Raw genomic sequence first — 14,274 nt, forward strand, 5'->3', positions numbered from 1 at the left:
ACCCCGCACCGCAGCAGGAGCGTCACCGCCCCAGCGGCCGCCGCGGCAACGGCGAGGAATAGACGACGGACGTAGTCACGGACCCCAGCGCGCCGATCTTCCCCGACACCTCCTCCAGATGCCGCATGGAACGCGCGGCCACCTTGATCACAAAGCAGTCGTCGCCCGTGACATGGTGCGCCTCCAGAATCTCCGGTGTCACGTCCACCAGATCATGGAACGGCTTGTAGTTCCCCGTCGGATACCGCAGCCGCACGAACGCCAGGATCGACATGCCCAGCGCTTCCGGTGCCACCACCGCGGAGTACCCCTGGATGACACCCGCCTCCTCCAGCCTGCGCACCCGCTCGGTGACCGCGCTGGCCGACATCGACACGGCCCGCGCCAGCTCGGCGAAACTGGCCCGTCCCTCCCGCTGGAGGACATCGAGGATGCGCCAATCCGTGGCGTCCGGTGAAAACGTGGTCATGAACCAGAGCTAACAGGGATTCCCCGGCCGATCAAGAGTCGTGCCGGGGATTGTCCCTTCAGGGAGGAGATCCACCCCCCGTAGATTTCCGGTCATAAGGAGCCACCTCGGAAAGGCCAGCCCATGAACAGCGTCACCACCACCGCCAACCCGGTCCTGCGTGTGGCCCCCGCCGCCCCGGCCGTCGCCGCCGCCCACTTCCGGGCGAGCCTCGCCTTCCACGCCGATGTCTCCGACGTCGCCGCCGCGCTCGCGGCCGACGGCGACCCCGGGTTCGTCGTCCTGGACTCCCGCTCCACCGCCTCCTGGGACCAGGGCCACGTCCCCGGTGCGGTCCACCTGCCGACCGCGCTCATCGCCGAGCAGGCGGAGCGGCTCCTCGACAAGTCGGTGCCCGTGGTCACCTACTGCTGGGGCCCCGGCTGCAACGGCGCCACCCGCGCCGCGCTCGCCCTCGCCGAACTCGGCTACCAGGTCAAGGAGATGCTCGGCGGATTCGAGTACTGGGCCCGCGAGGGCTTCGCGTACGAGACCTGGGAGGGCGCCGCCCGCAAGCCCGCCGACCCGCTGACCGCCCCGGTCGACGGCGAGGACTGCGGCTGCTGACAGGGCGCCCGGCGCACCGCGGGAAAAGGTGTCCGGGACACCGAACTCCGGTGCGGAGACGGCGTGTAGGTTTCTGCGCCATGGTGCGACACAGGGTGCAGTGGGTGGAGTCGGGCGGCGGGCCGCTCATCGCGGTGCCGGAGACGGTGCTGCCCTTCTGGGCGGGTGCCGAGGGCGACGAGACCGCCTCCGACTACGACCGGGCCTGTGAGATCGACGGCGCGCTCGGTCTGCTGCCGGTGGGGGACAGTGCGGCCCTGGTCCTGGGCGACGAGCCCGCGTCCACCACCTTCGTCCAGGAGCACGGCACCTTCGTACGCCGGTCCGCCGCCACCTCGGAGGCCGCGGTCCTCGCCGCCCTGCCGTCGGCGCTCGTGGGCGCGGAATGGGGCGAGGAGGTCCGCTGGAAGGTGCCGGGTCCGGTGTTCCTCTTCGACTCGGCCCGGCCCGGCACCGAGACCCGACGCGCCGCCCCACTGCGCATCCCCCTGACGCCGGGCCCGTACGCGGTGCGGGCGGCCCGGGTGCGAACCGGCACGGAGACCTGGCCCGGACTCGTACAACTACGGCCGCTGGAAGGCTAGTTCAGCGGTCGCGGTCCGCCCCGTCGACCGCGGCGGCCGAGATGGCGGACCGGAAGTCACCTCAGAGCTGGGCGAGTTCGTCGACCAGGTCGTCCAGGCCCAGGGAGCCCTGGGACAGGGCGGCCATGTGCCAGGTCTTGAGGTCGAACGCGTCGCCCTGCCGCTCGCGGGCCTTGTCCCGCCCCAGCAGCCACGCCCGCTCGCCCAGCTTGTAACCGATCGCCTGGCCCGGGATCGTCAGATAACGGGTCAGCTCGCTGCTCACGAAGTCCTTCGGCCGGCTGCTGTGCGCACCGAAGAACTCCTCGGCCAGCTCGGGCGTCCAGCGCTCACCCGGGTGGAAGGGGGAGTCGGCGGGGATCTCCAGCTCCAGGTGCATGCCGATGTCGACGATGACCCGGGCGGCACGCATCATCTGCGCGTCGAGGTAGCCGAGCCGCTCCTCGGCGTCCGCGAGGAAGCCGAGTTCGTCCATCAGCCGCTCCGCGTACAGCGCCCAGCCCTCGCAGTTGGCGCTGACCAGGCCGACGGTGGCCTGGTAACGGGAGAGGTCGTCCTTGACGTGCACCCACTGCGCGAGCTGGAGGTGATGGCCGGGAACGCCCTCGTGGTACCAGGTCGAGACCAGGTCGTACACCGGGAAGCGGGTCGCCCCCATCGTGGGCAGCCAGGTGCGGCCCGGCCGGGAGAAGTCCTCGCTCGGCGAGGTGTAGTACGGGGCCGCCGCGCCGCCGGGCGGAGCGATCCGCGACTCCACCTTCCGCACCCGCTCGGCGAGTTCGAAGTGGGTGCCGTCGAGGGCTTCGATGGCCCGGTCCATCAGGCCCTGGAGCCACTTCTGGACCTCCTCGACCCCTTCGATCGCCCTGCCGTGCTCGTCGAGGTGGGCGAGCGCCGTCCACGGAGTCTCCGCGCCGGGCAGGACCTTCTCGGCCTCGCTCCGCATCTCGCCGAGCAGCCGGTGGAACTCCGACCAGCCGTAGGCGTACGCCTCGTCCAGGTCGAGATCGATGCCGTTGTAGTGGCGCGACAGCCGGGCGTAGCGCTCGCGGCCGACGATGTCGGGGGCGCCCTCGACGGCCGGGGCGTACACCTCCCGCATCCAGTCGCGCAGTTCCACGACGGCCGCGGTCGCCGTGCGGGCCGCCTCGTCCAGCTCGGTGCGCAGCGCCTCGGGGCCCGCGGCGGCGAAGTCCTCGAACCAGCCGCGGCCCTCGCCGGTGTCGGCCCACTCGGTGAGCTGCTCCAGGAAGGTCCCGGTCGGCCGGGGTGCCGCGTACAGCTTCCGTTCCAGGCCCAGTTCGAGGGCCTCGCGGTAGCCGCCGAGCGCGGCCGGCACCGCGCGCAGCCGCTCGGTGATCGCCGCCCAGTCCTCCTCGGTCTCGGCCGGGGTGATGGCGAAGATCTCGCGCACCGAATGGGCGGGCGTGCCCATGTTGCCGACCGCGCGCAGACCCTCGTCCGCCTCGTGCACGGCGAGTTCGGCGGTCAGCCGCTCCCGCAGCAGGCGGGCGCACCGGCGCTCGATGGCGCTGTCCGCGCCGGGCTGCCGCTCGGCGGTGTCGAGCCTGGCCAGCGTCGTCCGAGCCAGCTCCGCGAGCGCCTCCTGCCCCGCGGGTGAGAGGTCGGGCAGCCGACTCGAACTCTCCCTGTCGCCGAGATACGTACCGGTGACGGGGTCGAGGGCGATGAGTTCGTCGACGTAGCTGTCGGCGACCTCACGGGGCAGCGGGCTCTTCGTCTCTGACATGCGGCCCATCCTCCAACGGGGCCCGCCGCCCGTCACCCCGATTGCGCCGAGGGCGAAGGCGGGAGCAGCGGGCCGCACTCCCACCGCTGGAAGATCAGCCGGGTCTCCACCCGGGCGACCTCCCGATGGGCCGTGAACTCGTCCAGGACCAGCCGTTGGAGATCGGTCATGTCCGCGACCGCGACATGGACCAGATAGTCGTCGGGGCCGGTGAGATGGAAGACGGTCAGTGACTCCGGCAGCGCCCGGATCCGCTCCACGAACGGTCCCACCAGCTCCCGGCGATGCGGCCTGACCTGCACCGACAGCAGGGCTTGCAGGCCACGCCCGAGCTTCGCGGGGTCCAGCCGCAGCTGATGGCCGAGTATCACTCCGGCCCGCCGCAGCCGGGTCACCCGGTCCAGGCAGGTCGACGGCGCGACCCCGACCTGCGCGGCGAGGTCCCGGTACGTCGTCCGGGCGTCGTTCTGCAACAACCGCAGCAGATGAAGGTCCACCGGATCCAGTACGACAGATTCGGCCACTGGCCGAACGTAGCACGGTGTTCGATTCCTGTGACCCGGTGGGCGTTCACTCTTCCGCCCATGGAGACCCCTGTGCGATCGAGAGCCCTCGCCACCGAAGCCGTGCACGCAGGCCGCGACGATCTCGCCGGTCTGGGCCTGCACGCCCCGCCGATCGACCTGTCCACGACGTACCCCTCCTACGACAGCCGCGGCGAGGCCGCCCGGATCGACGCGTTCGCCGAGACCGGCGCCGATCCGGACGGCCCGCCGGTGTACGGACGGCTCGGCAACCCGACCGTCGCCCGCTTCGAGACCGCGCTGGCCCGGCTGGAGGGCACCGAGTCGGCGGTGGCGTTCGCCAGTGGCATGGCCGCGCTGAGCGCGGTCCTGCTGGCCCGGGCCGCGACGGGCCTGCGGCACGTCGTCGCGGTACGGCCCCTGTACGGATGCAGCGACCATCTGCTGACGGCCGGGCTGCTCGGCTCCGAGGTGACCTGGACCGGCCCGGCGGGCATCGCGGACGCGCTGCGCCCCGACACCGGCCTGGTGATGGTGGAGTCCCCGGCCAACCCCACCCTCGCCGAGGTCGACCTGCGGGCGGTGGCGCACGCCTGCGGGTCGGTGCCGCTGCTCGCGGACAACACCTTCGCCACCCCCGTGCTCCAGCGTCCGGCCGAGCAGGGCGCGCGACTGGTGCTGCACAGCGCGACCAAGTACCTCGGCGGGCACGGCGACGTGATGGCGGGCGTGGTGGCCTGCGACGAGGAACTCGCCGGGCGGCTGCGGCAGGTGCGGTTCGCCACCGGCGGGGTCCTGCACCCGCTGGCCGGGTACCTGCTGCTGCGCGGCCTGTCGACGCTGCCGGTCCGGGTCCGCGCGGCCTCCGCGACCGCCGCCGAACTGGCCCGTCGGCTGGCCGCCGACCCGCGGGTGGCCCGGGTGCATTATCCGCGCATCGGCGGCGCGATGATCGCCTTCGAGGTGCACGGCGACCCGCACGAGGTGATCTCCGCGGTCCGGCTGATCACCCCGGCGGTCAGTCTCGGCAGCGTCGACACCCTGATCCAGCACCCGGCGTCCATCAGTCACCGCATCGTCGACGCGGACGACCGGCGGGACGCCGGGGTGAGCGACCGGCTGCTGCGGATGTCGGTGGGCCTGGAGGACGTGGCCGACCTGTGGTCGGACCTGGACGCCGCGCTGGGCGCCGCCGGGGGCGGGAACGGCGCCGGCCACCAGGGCGAACCCCTGATGGCCGGCCGGTCGTCCTGATCGCTACGGGGTCTCGGCCCGGGTGACACCCACCGTGCCCCTCGGCTGCCCGACCGGAGCGATCCGCGCTGTGATCACCAGCGTGCCCTCCTCGATCTGGTAGTCCAGGGGCAGCCCCAGCCCCCGCATCGCGGCGACCATGCCGGTGTTGGACGCCTGCGTGACCGCGTACACGCTGTCGCAGTCGGCCTCGGCGGCCAGGGCCACCAGCCGTCGGAGCAGCTCCGCCCCGATGCCCCTGCGCTGCCACGCGTCCTCGACGATCAGCGCGACCTCGGTCTCGTCGCCGTCCCAGAGCAGGTGCCCGAGGCCCACGATCCGCCCCGACGCCGTCTGCACGGCGAGCGTGCGCCCGTACCGCGGACTGAGCAGGTGGTTCAGGTACCGGTCCGCGTCCCCGACCGGCCCGTGGTACCGCCTGCTCAGCGTGTGCGCCGAGCACCGCTCGTGCATGGCCTTGGCGGCGTCGACGTCATCGGTGTCGGCCCGCCGTACGGTGATGTCGCTGCCCTCGGGCAGCGTCAGCACGTCCTGTCCGCCGGGCACCCGCGGACCGAGCCGGGCGTCCAGCTCCACCAGGGCGCGGGCCCGCGCGAACTCGGTCGGGGTGAACGGCAGGTACGGCCGCTCCACGGTGATCACTCCGCCTTCCGGTGCCCGCAGCCGCATCACGGTCTCCTCCAGTACGCCCTCCACGGGAACGCCCTCCGGCGCCCGTCCGGCGACCGGTGCGCCCGGCAACTGACGGATGGTGCAGCGGCCCAGCAACTGGCGTAGCGCCAGCGGAAGTTCGGCGGCGTCCAGCGCGGTGCGGGTGGCGAGGCCGAGGACCCGGGTCGGCGCGTCGACCAGGTCGTGCGCGTCGGCCCGCTCGATCCAGGTGTCCGTGCCGCCCGCCAGGGAGACGGCCCGGGTGATCTCCGCGGCGGCCCGGTCGCCCGGGGCGCGCAGCAGGAACTCGTCGACCGTGCCGTTGCCCAGCGGATGCGTCTGGAGGCTCAGGATGTCCACCCGCTGCTCCGCGAGGGCCGTGCACAGCACGGCGAGCGATCCGGGCTCGTCCTTCACGGTCGTCCGCATCCGCCACAGGGTGCTCTCGCCGATCGCGTCCTCGGCCGGCCGCGACGACTCGTCCGCGGGCCCGGCCTGCCGCTCAGCGGCGGGCCGGGCACCGGTATGGTCCGCGGGCGGTGCGTGACCGTGGCGGCGTGCCCACCAGACGTGGAACACCGCCGTGGCGATCAGCACGACCGCGGACACCAGCAGCAGCTGGGGGCCGTCCGGGCCGTGCCCGATCAGGTTGGCGACGGCGTCCGCTACGGCCACGGCCGTGAACAGCGCGGCCAACTCGATGACGTCCCGCCGCCAGTGGTGGACGGGACGGCCGTGCTTCGCACGGGTCACATCAGACATGTCTCGACTCATGCAGCCACTGTGAAGGAATGGTGTTGCGTGATCACGAACGCTTTGTGACCGGGCGGTAAAGATCACTTCTGCACCTTTTGCCGCTCTTTTTGCCGTTGTGTTGCCGGCGTCGCACGGTCACGTTTCCTGCCTGGCCGCCCCACCCGTGTCCACCGCCGGCCACCCTGCATGGCCCCCGGCGGCTACGTCACGCGGCCACCCCGGCCTCCAGCGTGCCGCGCAGCCGCCGTGCCTGCGCCACCAGCCGGGAGGAGCCGCCCCGCTCCGCCGTCTGCGCCAGCTGCGGCACCTCGCCGCGCGCGCCGCAGCGCCCGGCACAGTCCGCGGCCAAGGCCAGCAGATCCGCAAGCCCGCGCGGCGGCGGGCCGGTCCTCGCACCCGCCGGTTCGGCCAGCACGGCCGGCAGGGTGTGCCGGAGCACCTCCCAGACGGTGGCCTCGGCACCGGTGGCCGCCGCCGTCCGCACCGACTCCACCAGCCGTGACGGCTTGACCGTCCCGCTCGCCATCAGACCGCCGAGGTCCCCGCCCAGCCGCGCGGTGTCCAACTGCCCTCCGGCCGCGAGGACCAGCAGCGCGTCCACCGCGGCGAGCCGGTCCGCCTCGTGCCGGGCCCCCAGCCCGTACGCCACCCCCAGATGCAGGGCCGGGCCCGCCTCGCCGCCGGACTCCGCGAGCCGGGGAAGGATCGCGGCGGCGCCCCGGGTGTCCTCCACCGCGGTCGAGGACAGATCTCGCAGCAGCCGGACCGCGACCAGTTCCCGCCGTTCGGGCAGGAGGGCCGCCCAGTGCGGGCGCTGGGCGCCGTCCCAGTGGTAGCAGTGCCAGCGCTCGCGGTAGACGCTCACGGGGCGGCCCAGTGGTCGCAGCTCGGGCGGGAAGTCCCGCTGGAGCTCTTCGACTTCGGAGAACTCCAGCAGCACTCGCGGGCCCGCCGTGCGCCGCCGTACCGCCGGCAGGTCCGGCCCGCCCGAGGTGAGCCACCGGGCCAGCCGGTCGCCCTCGGGCGTGCCGAGCGCGACGGCCCGTTCGGCCGCCGCCCCGGCCGCGGTCCGGTCCCTCCGTCCGACCCGGAGCAGCGCCAGCGCGAAGTCGACGGGCGCCGGGGTCACCCCCAGCTCCCGGTAGGTGTCGAGCCGGGACACCAACTCGTCCGGTACGAGGAGGCCGGTGCCGAAGGAGGGGGTGGCGAGCAGGAAGGGCGGCGGGTCCGCCGACACGAGCCGGGCGACCTCCCAGATGCGGGCGTTGAACGCCCGGCTCAGCGGGGCGTGCACACAGTCCGTCCGCGACATCGGGTCCTGGGGTATGCCGCGGAACCCGTGCGGAGCGGTCCGGCCGAGCAGCGCGGCGAGGACGAGTTCCAGAGGCCGATGGCCGAAGAAGTCACCCGGATCGACCTGGTCGACGGAGAACCAGTGCAGCCGGCCCACCACGGGCGCCAGCGCCTCCCGCAGCGCGTCCCGGTCCCGGTGGGCATGGCGCACCAGTCCGTCCAGCGTGCGCTCGAAGGCGGCGACGTCGTCCTCCGCGGCGAGCAGCGCCCCCACCTCCTCGGCGAGTTCGGCCGCCGACTCCGGAGCGGGCGCCAGCCGTTCCGGCACCGGGGCGGGCGGCAGGGACTCCTCGTAGGGCGCCGCCGGTGCCGGGGCGACCCCGAGCGCGCCGGCCACCCGCGCGCGCAGGGCGGGCGTCAACTGCTCGGCAGCCGACACGAGTTCCTCCCGGATTCCCGTTTCCGCGGTTCCAGGGGCGTGCCGTTCCACCAGCTTGACCGCCCGCTCCTGGATCTCGGAGTCCGGGTGCGCGAGGGCCTGCGCCAGGGCGGGCAGCAGCACCTCGGTGGCGGAGGCGTCCCGGGCGAGAACCTTGCCGAGCAGGACGAGCTGGGACCGCACCAGCTTCTTCTCGGTGCGGAACAGCACCGCCTGGGACATCTCGGCCAGCCGGTGCGGCGCGAGTTCCCCGTCCAGTGCCAGCCCGGCCAGCACCGACTGGGCGTGCGCGGCGACCGGCGAGGCCGCGTCCCCGGCGAGTGCCGTCCAGTCGGCCACGCGCTCCCGCTGCTCCTCACGGGTCGGTTCCAGCGCCCGCACCAGGTGCAGGAACGCCCGGACGTCGGAGGCCCGGCCGCCCCGCAGCAGCCGGGCCACACATCCGTCCAGCAGCGCCTTCCGCTCCAGGACGCCCTCCTCGGCGAGCCGGGCGAGCGAGGCGTGCCAGCTGTCCCGGCCCTCCCCGGTCAGCCATCCGAGGACCGAGCCGATCTCGTCGATCTCGAACAGCGCGGCCACCAGCTCGGCCAGCTGCGGCTCCTGGCGGAGCCGGTCGGCGAGCGGGCCAGAGCGAACCCAACTGCCGCCGATGTGCATGAGCCAGCCCCGTACATAGGTGGCCGTCGTGGGCACCGGGCAGGCGGAGAGCCGGACCAGGCCGCTCATCAACTCGTACGGCACGCGCGCGTTCTCCGGGCGGCGGGCGAGCCGGTGCGTCACATCGGCGAGCCACGCGGTGTCCCGGTCGGCCAGGACGTCGACCAGCCGCACGGGCGGAGCGGGGGACCAGGCGAAGTCACCGGCCGCCAGCCAGTCCGCCACGGCCGCCGCGCCGGTCTGGCAGGCCGCGCCCGCCAGGTGCAGGGCGGGCAGGACGCGTCGGCTCCACCGGCTCCAGCGGTCCGGACGCAGCTCCTTGCGCAGCGCGCGCAACTCGGGTACGAACGCCCGCCGTTCGCCGTCCGTCATGCCGTCCAGCAGGCTCACCGTCTCCGCGATCCGGCCCGCGCGGACCGTCTCGATCAGCGAACTCATCGCACACCCCCGTCGATCCCCGCCGTCACCGTGTCCCCCGCCGTCACCGTGTCCCGCGCCGTCACCGTGTCCCGCTCCTGGGCCGGGGTCGCGGCGCCCCGCCGGACCATCCGTACCGCCAGCGCGTGCTTGCAGGGACCCCGCCCGCCCCGGTATTTCGCCCACCACTGGCAGGTGCAGGTGAGCACGCCCGCCTCCGCCCGCACCCGGTGCACATGACCGTCCTCGGCGGTCACCGTGCCGAGGGCGCCGTCCACGGCGACCGCACCCGCCGCCACCAGCGCGCGGGCGGAGCGGAGCCTCGGGTTGTGCCGCTCCACGCGCGCCGCGTCGTAGGGCAGTTCCCGGTGGAAGTAGGCGGCCTCGGCGGTGTCGTAGCCGACCCGTCCCGAGGTCCCGAGGCGCACCAGCGCGGCCCGGACGCGCTCGGCGCCGAGCCCCGAGGCGGCGGCGAGGTCGGCGACGTCCACCCGCGGCTCCCACGCGAGCAGGACCGAGATCAGTTCGGCGTCCTCGGCGGCCTCGTCCGTGGCGAGCGCGTCGAGGACACCGCCCTCACCGGAGAAGCCCCGGGAGGCGTCAGGCGAGAGCGTCAGGGTGAGCCGCATGCCCGGCAGGACCAGCTCCCAGGCGCTCGCGGTCGCGGCGGCCCCCGCGCCCACCGCGGGCCCGTACACCCGCAGCGCCGTGGCGTGCCGCAGCACCCGCTGGAGCGCGACCAGCCGCTCGGGCCCGGGCAGGCACACCGCCCCCGGTACCGCCCGCGTCGTGGGGCGCAGGGCGCGGCCCGCCGGGACCAGCCAGCGCGGGCCACCCGCCGCGCCACGGGTGCCGGCCCTCGGCAGCGCGCGCAGCAGGCGCACCGCCTCCACGGCCGGCAGCTCGGCACGCAGGTCGAAACCGGCCGCGACGACCTGGGACTCCGCGAAGCCGCGCAGCCAGCGGTCGGGGAGCGGGACCTTCTTCTCCACGACCGGCCCGTCCAGCGTGGTCACCGCCAGCTCGTCCGGCCCCACCCGCAGATGCAGCGGATCGTCCGTGCCGGTCCTCGACAGCGCCTCGCGCAGCGGGTTGTTGACGTCCACGTTCGTCGTGCCGTGGCCCACCTCGGCCCCGTCCAGACCCGCCGACAGCACGTCCAGGCGGGCGTACACCCCGCCGCAGCCGGAGAACGACTCGAAGCGCAGCCGGTCGCCGTTCCCGGTCACCACCGGGTCGAGGGAGGCGCGCAGCTGCTGCCGGTAGTAGCGCGCCGCCGCCACGTCGGCCACCGCGAGCAGGCCCGCCGAAGCCGCCTGAGGGTCCGTCAGGAACCCGGAGAAGAAGCGGGGATGGTCGGCGGCGCCGGTGGGCGTCGTACCCCGTGAGGTCTCCAGGCCCAGGCGGCGGCCGTCCGCGGCTGACTCCAGCACGGAGGGTCGGCGATAGGCCACTGCCTGCAGTGATCGCGTCATGGAAAAACCGTAGACGCGACCACTGACAATCGCCCCGACCAGCCAAAACACCCTCGCGGAGGTCACGTTGCGCGTGCCGCGCGCCGGGGGATGACGCCGGTGCGCGACACGCGTGTGAAGCCTACGCCGCCTACTGGCCGACCCGGCCCGGCTGGAGCACCTGCGTGAAGAGCACGGTGCCGTCCTGCTCGCGCAGCCGTACCGTCAGCTCGCCGCTGCCTCCGTCGATGTCGACCTCGCCGAAGAACTGGTAGCCCTCGGCGGGGGAGACGTTGGCGACCATCGGGGCCTTGAGGAACACCCGCTCCGGGCCGAATGTCCCGTCGAGCGCGTTGGCCGGGAAGGCGCCGGCGTTCAGGGGGCCCGAGACGAACTCCCAGAACGGCTCGAAGTCGGTGAACGCGGCCCGCGAGGGCTGGTAGTGCTGCGCCGAGGTGTAGTGCACGTCCGCCGTCAGCCACACCGTGCCGGTGATCCGCCGGTGCTTGACGAACCGCAGCAGCTCGGCGATCTGGAGCTCACGGCCGAGCGGGGCGCCCGGGTCGCCCTGCGCGACCGCCTCGATGTTCGGCCTGCCGTCGCCGGTGTCCGGGACGACCAGACCGATCGGCATGTCGGAGGCGATCACCTTCCACACCGCCCGGGAGCGGGACAACTCCCGCTTCAGCCAATCCAACTGCTCGCGGCCGAGGATGCCGACCGGGTCGGTGGACTGGTCGTCGGGGGAGTTGGCGTTGCGGTACGTGCGCATGTCCAGGACGAACACGTCGAGCAGCGGACCGTGGTGCAGGGCCCGGTACACCCGGCCCTCGGGGCGGCGGAGGGTGGAGATCGGGAAGTACTCCGAGAACGCCTGCCGGGCGCGGGCGGCGAGCACGTCCACGCTCTTCTCGGTGTAGCGGCTGTCGCCGAGGATCTCGCCCGGGTACCAGTTGTTGGTGACCTCGTGGTCGTCCCACTGGATGACCGAGGGCACCTGCGCGTTGAAGGCCCGGAGGTTCTCGTCGAGCAGGTTGTAGCGGAAGTTGCCGCGGAACTCCGCGAGCGTCTCGGCGACCTTCGACTTCTCCTCGGTGGTGACGTTCCGCCAGGTCCGCCCGTCGGGCAGGGTCACGGTCGGGCTGATCGGCCCGTCCGCGTAGACGTTGTCGCCACTGCACAGGAAGAAGTCCGGGTCGAGGCCGGCCATCGTGTCGTAGATGCGGTAGCCGCCGAGGTCGGGGTTGATGCCCCAGCCCTGTCCGGCGAGGTCGCCGGACCAGACGAACCGCACTCCGTCGCGCCGCTTCGCCGACGCGGTGCGGAAGGTGCCGGTCACCGGTTCGCCCGTGCGGCGCGGGTCGTCCGGGTCGGCGAGCAGGACGCGGTAGTGGATCTGCTCCCCGGAGGGCAGGCCGCGCAGGCGGGTCGTGCCGGTGAAGTCGGTGCCGGGGCCGAGCAGCGGTCCGTGCCATCTGCGCGGATTGGGGAACGACTCGGTGGCGGAGGTCTCGACGATCATCCGGGCGGGACGGTCGGAGCGGACCCACACCAGACCCGAGTCGGTCGTCACGTCGCCCGTCTGCACGCCCCAGCCCGCCGAGGGCCGCCCCGAGCGGGCGAACGCGGGTGCCGCGCCGAGCGCGGTGGGCAGGGTCAGTGCCGCCGACGCGGCGAGCGAGCCGCGCAGAACGCTGCGACGGCCCGGGAACGGACGTTGTGCCATGAGTGCGCCTCCAGGACGGGATCCGGCCAGTGTGCGGTCCACACCTACTGGTGCACCGCAGCGCACACGCAAACCAGAAGTGAACAACTGCCCGACGGGCCGGGGGACAGCCCCCGCCGCGCCCTCACCCGCCGGCGGCCTCCGCCATCAGCCGCACGCCCTCCCGGATCCGGGCCGGCGCCAGATGCGCGTACCCCAGCACGAGCCGTACGTCCTCGTACCCGGAGGTACCCGCGTGCGCGCACTCCGCGAGGGCGCGGACGGCGATCCCGGCCGCCGCGACGCGCGCGAGGAAGTCCGCCTCGGGCGCGTACCGCCGCGGCAGCACCGCGATCACATGGAGCCCGGCGGCGATGCCCGACACCCGGGAGCCCGGGAAGTGTTCCTCCAACGCGGCCACCAGGGCGTCCCGCCGCTCCCGGTACGCGCGCTGGCAGCGGCGCAACTGCCGGTCGTAGTCGCCCCGTTCCACGAACCGGGCGAACAGCGCCTGGTCCAGGGTGGGATGACCGAGGTCCATGGTCCGCTTGCGTTCGACCACCTCGTCGGCCAGCGCCTCCGGGACCAGCAGCCAGCCCAGCCGCAGGCCCGGCGCGAGCGACTTGCTGACCGAGCCCGCGTAGGCCACCCGCTCGGGGTCCAGGCCCTGGAGCGCGCCCACGGGAGCGCGGTCGTAGCGGAAGTCGCCGTCGTAGTCGTCCTCCAGCACGAACCCGTCCACCGACCGTGCCCAGTCCAGGAGTTCGGCACGACGGCGCGCGGAGCAGGCGATACCGGTCGGGTACTGGTGGGCCGGCGTGGTCACGACGCCCCGCGCGGCCGAGGCCCGCAGTGGCCCTACGGCCGGACCCTCGTCGTCCAGGGGCAGCGGGACGGTCGTGACGCCGGCGGCGGCGTAGAGGTCGTTGTGCTGGGGGCTGCCGGGGTCCTCGACGGCCACCGTGCCGATCCCGCGGGCGCGGAGCGCGAAGGCGAGCAGGGTCGTCGCCTGGGCCACCCCGGAGACGACCAGCAGCCGCTCCGGGTCCGCGACGACACCCCGGCGCCGGGCCAGCAGTTCCGCCAGCGCCGTACGCAGCCGGGGCAGGCCCCGTGGGTCGGGGTATCCCAGCTCCTGGTGCGGCAGTTCGGCCAGCACCCCGCGCTGCGCGGCGGCCCACGCGGCGCGCGGGAACAGCGACAGGTCGGGCGTGCCGGGCACGAAGTCGGCCACGGCGCCCGGAGCGCGGGGCGCCAGGTCACGCACGCGTGGCCGCGCCGAACGCGTGGCGCCGCCCACCCAGGTGCCCGCGCCCCGGCCGCTGCGCAGGTAGCCCTCCGCGGTGAGCTGCTCGTACGCCTCGGTGACCAGACCCCGCGACACGCCGAGGTCCGCGGCCAGGTTCCGGCTCGACGGCAGCCGCGTGTCCGGGGCGAGCCGCCCGGACCGGACCGCCTCGCGCAGCGCGGCCTGAAGCGCCCGCCCCCGCGCGCGTGCCGGCGCCCCCGCCGCGGGAAGCAGCACCTCCCACGCGGCGGACCCGACCGACACCCCGCCCCCCGAGCCCGGCTCCGCCCCGCCGTCCCCGCCGTCGCCCGTGGCGCCGCCCCGGTCCGCGGCACCACGCGCCCCGCCCGCGCCCTCGTCCGCCGCGGCCGGCTCCGTACCGCCGTCGCCGGTGGCGCCGCCCCGCGCCAGGGCGCCCACGTCCTGG

At 74.1% G+C, this 14,274-nt stretch carries 11 protein-coding genes; 3 read left to right on the forward strand and 8 right to left on the reverse strand.

All coding sequences use genetic code 11. From position 1 onward, the window contains the following. Positions 1-22: 22 nt before the first annotated feature. Positions 23-469: an Lrp/AsnC family transcriptional regulator gene (locus tag AB0E07_RS28370; protein WP_362258131.1), complete on the reverse strand. Its 447-nt coding sequence runs from the start codon at positions 467-469 to the stop codon at positions 23-25. Positions 470-592: 123 nt separating this feature from the next. Here AB0E07_RS28370 and AB0E07_RS28375 point away from each other — a divergent pair, with 123 nt between their 5' ends. Both AB0E07_RS28375 and AB0E07_RS28380 read left to right on the forward strand, forming a co-directional pair. Then, entirely contained in the window at positions 593-1,075 is a 483-nt protein-coding gene (locus tag AB0E07_RS28375; RefSeq protein ID WP_362258134.1) for a rhodanese-like domain-containing protein, read from the forward strand. 80 nt (positions 1,076-1,155) lie between these two features. Beyond that, positions 1,156-1,659: an immunity 21 family protein gene (locus tag AB0E07_RS28380; RefSeq protein WP_362258137.1), complete on the forward strand. Its 504-nt coding sequence runs from the start codon at positions 1,156-1,158 to the stop codon at positions 1,657-1,659. A 61-nt stretch (positions 1,660-1,720) separates the two neighbouring features. On the opposite strand, the gene AB0E07_RS28385 is transcribed toward AB0E07_RS28380, so the two are convergent. Together AB0E07_RS28385 and AB0E07_RS28390 are read right to left on the reverse strand one after the other, a co-directional pair. Then, on the reverse strand, positions 1,721-3,409 hold the full coding sequence (locus AB0E07_RS28385; protein ID WP_362258139.1) for a DUF885 domain-containing protein: 1,689 nt from the start codon (positions 3,407-3,409) through the stop codon (positions 1,721-1,723). Positions 3,410-3,441: 32 nt separating this feature from the next. Then, positions 3,442-3,933: an Lrp/AsnC family transcriptional regulator gene (locus AB0E07_RS28390; protein WP_362258142.1), complete on the reverse strand. Its 492-nt coding sequence runs from the start codon at positions 3,931-3,933 to the stop codon at positions 3,442-3,444. Between the two features lie 60 nt (positions 3,934-3,993). Here AB0E07_RS28390 and AB0E07_RS28395 point away from each other — a divergent pair, with 60 nt between their 5' ends. Next, the gene (locus tag AB0E07_RS28395; RefSeq protein ID WP_362258145.1) at positions 3,994-5,187 is read left to right on the forward strand and encodes a PLP-dependent transferase; all 1,194 of its coding nucleotides are present in this window, start codon (positions 3,994-3,996) and stop codon (positions 5,185-5,187) included. Positions 5,188-5,190: 3 nt separating this feature from the next. Here the strand turns inward: AB0E07_RS28395 and AB0E07_RS28400 are convergent, their stop codons facing one another. The 5 genes from AB0E07_RS28400 to AB0E07_RS28420 form a co-directional block, all read right to left on the reverse strand. Next, positions 5,191-6,600 carry a GNAT family N-acetyltransferase gene (locus AB0E07_RS28400; RefSeq protein WP_362258148.1) on the reverse strand — a complete coding sequence of 470 codons (1,410 nt, stop codon included), beginning with the start codon at positions 6,598-6,600 and terminating at the stop codon, positions 5,191-5,193. A gap of 199 nt (positions 6,601-6,799) precedes the next feature. Further along, positions 6,800-9,421, reverse strand: a complete 2,622-nt coding sequence (locus tag AB0E07_RS28405) for a DUF6493 family protein (protein ID WP_362258152.1) — start codon at positions 9,419-9,421, stop codon at positions 6,800-6,802. Further along, a complete protein-coding gene (locus AB0E07_RS28410; RefSeq protein ID WP_362258154.1) occupies positions 9,418-10,875 on the reverse strand; it encodes an SWIM zinc finger family protein in 1,458 nt (485 codons plus the stop codon). The genes AB0E07_RS28405 and AB0E07_RS28410 overlap by 4 nt, the downstream gene beginning before the upstream one ends. 130 nt (positions 10,876-11,005) lie before the next feature. Continuing rightward, complete coding sequence (locus tag AB0E07_RS28415) at positions 11,006-12,580, reverse strand: alkaline phosphatase D family protein (RefSeq protein ID WP_362258157.1); 1,575 nt, start codon at positions 12,578-12,580, stop codon at positions 11,006-11,008. Between the two features lie 124 nt (positions 12,581-12,704). After that, positions 12,705-14,111 carry a PLP-dependent aminotransferase family protein gene (locus AB0E07_RS28420; protein WP_362258171.1) on the reverse strand — a complete coding sequence of 469 codons (1,407 nt, stop codon included), beginning with the start codon at positions 14,109-14,111 and terminating at the stop codon, positions 12,705-12,707. Positions 14,112-14,274: the final 163 nt, after the last annotated feature.

The sequence above is a fragment of the Streptomyces sp. NPDC048002 genome, assembly GCF_040653275.1.
Taxonomy (GTDB): Bacteria; Actinomycetota; Actinomycetes; order Streptomycetales; family Streptomycetaceae; genus Streptomyces.

Excerpts from the sequence above, each read along its gene's own strand:
- AB0E07_RS28370 (WP_362258131.1), bottom strand. The coding sequence starts at position 469 with ATGACCACGTTTTCACCGGACGCCACGGATTGGCGCATCCTCGATGTC.
- AB0E07_RS28375 (WP_362258134.1), top strand. The coding sequence starts at position 593 with ATGAACAGCGTCACCACCACCGCCAACCCGGTCCTGCGTGTGGCCCCC.
- AB0E07_RS28380 (WP_362258137.1), top strand. The coding sequence starts at position 1,156 with ATGGTGCGACACAGGGTGCAGTGGGTGGAGTCGGGCGGCGGGCCGCTC.
- AB0E07_RS28385 (WP_362258139.1), bottom strand. The coding sequence starts at position 3,409 with ATGTCAGAGACGAAGAGCCCGCTGCCCCGTGAGGTCGCCGACAGCTAC.
- AB0E07_RS28395 (WP_362258145.1), top strand. The coding sequence starts at position 3,994 with ATGGAGACCCCTGTGCGATCGAGAGCCCTCGCCACCGAAGCCGTGCAC.
- AB0E07_RS28400 (WP_362258148.1), bottom strand. The coding sequence starts at position 6,600 with ATGTCTGATGTGACCCGTGCGAAGCACGGCCGTCCCGTCCACCACTGG.
- AB0E07_RS28405 (WP_362258152.1), bottom strand. The coding sequence starts at position 9,421 with ATGAGTTCGCTGATCGAGACGGTCCGCGCGGGCCGGATCGCGGAGACG.
- AB0E07_RS28410 (WP_362258154.1), bottom strand. The coding sequence starts at position 10,875 with ATGACGCGATCACTGCAGGCAGTGGCCTATCGCCGACCCTCCGTGCTG.
- AB0E07_RS28415 (WP_362258157.1), bottom strand. The coding sequence starts at position 12,580 with ATGGCACAACGTCCGTTCCCGGGCCGTCGCAGCGTTCTGCGCGGCTCG.